Source organism: Accumulibacter sp., from assembly GCF_032229525.1.
In the GTDB taxonomy this organism is placed as follows: Bacteria; Pseudomonadota; Gammaproteobacteria; order Burkholderiales; family Rhodocyclaceae; genus Accumulibacter.
The window spans coordinates 2,840-5,805 of the sequence record NZ_JAVTWB010000192.1 but is presented as its reverse complement, the minus strand read 5'-3'; the positions used below and the strand labels follow the sequence as shown (position 1 = coordinate 5,805).

At 58.4% G+C, this 2,966-nt stretch carries 1 protein-coding gene and 1 pseudogene; one reads left to right on the top strand and one right to left on the bottom strand.

Annotated features, from left to right (window positions below; all coding sequences use genetic code 11):
* Nucleotides 1–1,250: pseudogene (locus tag RUW20_RS15165) on the top strand (hypothetical protein); the annotation flags it as partial.
* A gap of 163 nt (nucleotides 1,251–1,413) precedes the next feature.
* Here the strand turns inward: RUW20_RS15165 and RUW20_RS15160 are convergent.
* On the bottom strand, nucleotides 1,414–2,751 hold the full coding sequence (locus tag RUW20_RS15160; protein ID WP_313953065.1) for a patatin-like phospholipase family protein: 1,338 nt from the start codon (nucleotides 2,749–2,751) through the stop codon (nucleotides 1,414–1,416).
* Between the last annotated feature and the right edge of the window lie 215 nt (nucleotides 2,752–2,966).

Here is a 2,966-nt window from a genome sequence, read left to right as displayed (position 1 = left end):
TAGCCAATCATGCTTCGTTTGCATTCAACCCAACTGTCGATATTTTGATCTTCGACGGCGGAATATCGGGCCGTGATGTGAGTTTTGTTAACACGGATGATGGCAAGGGCGGCGGTGGCGGTGTGCTTATAGAACATGGTGGTAGCGTGAAGGAAATATCATTGATCTTCACCCCCGGCTATGATGAAACGAATATTTACAAGATATCCAACAGTCACTTCCAATTTTCTGATGGTTCCGTTGCTTTAATCGGCGACAACACCACGGGTGTTGGCGACGACACCACCACCGTCACTCTTAATGGCACCAACGGCAATGACTACTTGCTAACTGCGGGAGGCAGCCAGATACTCAACGGCGGCGATGGTGACGATATGCTGGGAACAATCGGTGGCAAATTTGGCGGTACTGGTGGCGGGGGTTCAGGCAACGATGTTTTTAACGGGGGTAACGGCACTGACACGCTTTATCTGGATGAAGTCGATGGCTACACTCAATACACCGTTAATCTTGCCACAGGCAAAGGTTCAATCTCCGCTGGCGCAAACTCCTCAACTTTTACGTTATCCAGCATTGAAAACATATTGGGCTCCAAGGTCAGTGACATCATTACCGGAGACAGCAACAACAATTTGCTATACGGCTACGAAGGCAACGACACGCTGACCGGCGGTGCCGGCAACGACACACTCGATGGCGGCAGCGGCATAGACCTCGCGGTGTTCAGCGGAAAGCTCAGCCAGTACACGCGGACCGTTTCCGGCACGGACACTTATACCATTCGCGACAATGCCGGAACCGACGGCACGGACATCCTGAGCGGTATCGAGCGCCTCAGCTTCGCCGACGGCAATCTCGCGCTGGACGTCGTTGACGGCCATGCCGGCACAACGGCCAAGATACTGGGTGTGGTGTTCGGACCCTCTTCGGTCGCCAACCAGACCATCGCCGGCATCGGCCTGGCGTTGCTCGACAGCGGCGTCAGCTACCCCGATCTGATGATGGCAGCTCTGACGGCGAAGCTGGGCGGCCAGTTTTCCAACGCGGACGAAGTAAACCTGCTGTACCAGAATCTCTTTGGCCATGGCCCCACTCCAGCCGAATCCACCTTCTGGTCTGACGCCATCGATAGCGGCCAGTTTTCCCAGGCTTCGCTGGCCGTCGCCGCCGCCCAACTCGACCTCAACGCCAGCAACATAGACCTGGTGGGCTTGACCCAAACCGGCCTGGCGTACCTGCCGCACACCTGAGTGAGCTGGCGCCGATCAGTTTCGGATCGTGAAAATCTCGCTGCAAGCAAGATGTCCTGCCGCGGCGCCGGCTGAGTCCCCTTGTGATTGCACGCACATCGTACGGCCTAGCCAGTGACTGGCAACGCCCCGCGTTGGCTGGATAACGATGATGTGCGGGCTGCTAAGCGGGACGCGGTTGCTGCCGCGATATTGGCGGCAGCTTTCCTTCCAGATCGCGGACGAAGCGCTTGAATTCCGCGTTGCTCAGCAGCAACTCACGCCCGACGGCGATCAACTCATCCACCTGCTCCTTTTTCAAGGAAAAACTGGTCGGTATCTGGTTCAGGTAGAGCTTGCGCTGGGCTTGCGGAATGCTCTTGAAATCGATCTCGACGAAATAGGGTTCGACCGCTCTTCCAGGCCTTGACAGATCCGTCGCCCAGCGCTCGACGCTGTCCTTCAGCAGCACCATCGTTGCGGCGTTGGTACGATGCAGCTGCACGTCGGTCACCAGATTGATGGTGTCGGCCATCGATGGTGCAGCGCTGCTCAATTCCATGCCGTATTGCGGTGAGGTCGAGGCGTTCACGGAGATGACAATGAAACGCTCGGTGGGCGCGCCGCCAAACGAGTTGAGCAGGTTTCTCGCGCCGCCTGCCAGCTCGATCATTTCGTAGATGGCCAGCAAGCCGAGGTTGTCGGTAATGCCGCCGTCGACCAGGTGGATATAGCGGCGCTGTTGTTTCTGCGCATAGCTGTTGAGTCCATCGACGACCTGCGACAACTGCGGCGAGTCGGCCGCCCGGGTTTTCAAGCCTTTCAGGAAGGTCTCCGCGCGCGGGCTGCAACCGATGCGGTTCTCGAGCACCAGCGGATGGAATACCACGGGCACCGCCGATGATGCGGTGACGGCGCTGGCGACCGGGAACGAAGACAGCTCCGAGCACAGCAGGTCGAAATAGTCCTGCAGGAAGGAAAAGCGCACACCGCGACCGAGATCGGTGGCGTTGATCACGATCAGCGGCCCGTCCTGACCTTGCAGGTCGGCAAAGGTAGCCCCCTTGAAGACGTTGCCATCGTAGTAGTTGGCCGCCATCTCGGTACGGCCACGTTGTGAAAGAAGCAGTGCCGGATCGAGCAATCCCTGCATCAGCTTGACGGAGATGTTTTGACGCAGGAAGTCGTTCTCGAAATCGCTGAAGATCCTGTCGCCATACAGGCCGAAATAGGCGGCCGTGAAGCTGCCACCGGAAACCGAACTGATGGTGTCGATTTCGTCCAGCAACCGCTGCGAACGGCCATCCAGTCTGACGCGGGTATCGCGCAGCGCTTCCAGCACACCATAGGCCAGCGCCGCGGCGCGCGTGCCGCCGCCTGAAAACGCGAGGATCATGGTCACTTCGTCGGAACGGCCGGAATGGACTGCCTGCTGTAGCGAATACCTCGCCGAGGATTCGGCAGCGGCAAACGGTTCGTTGCTGATCTTGCCGTAAGACACGCAGGCCGAAAGCAGCGGCAAGCAAGCCGCCAGCAAAAGCGAAAGACGAAGGTGACGGAGGAAGGAGTGAGCCATTTGATCCCGACGGTATTGTGGCTGGCCAACCGGACCCCGTGGCGGGCTTTCCGGTGTCGCCAGGGTTCGTGCGTTGGTGGTTGCGAGACGCCTGTTCGCGGCAGCAGGCAGCGCGGAATTTCCGTCCTTGCTTGACCTACAGGGTTTTCAGAAGTTCGATC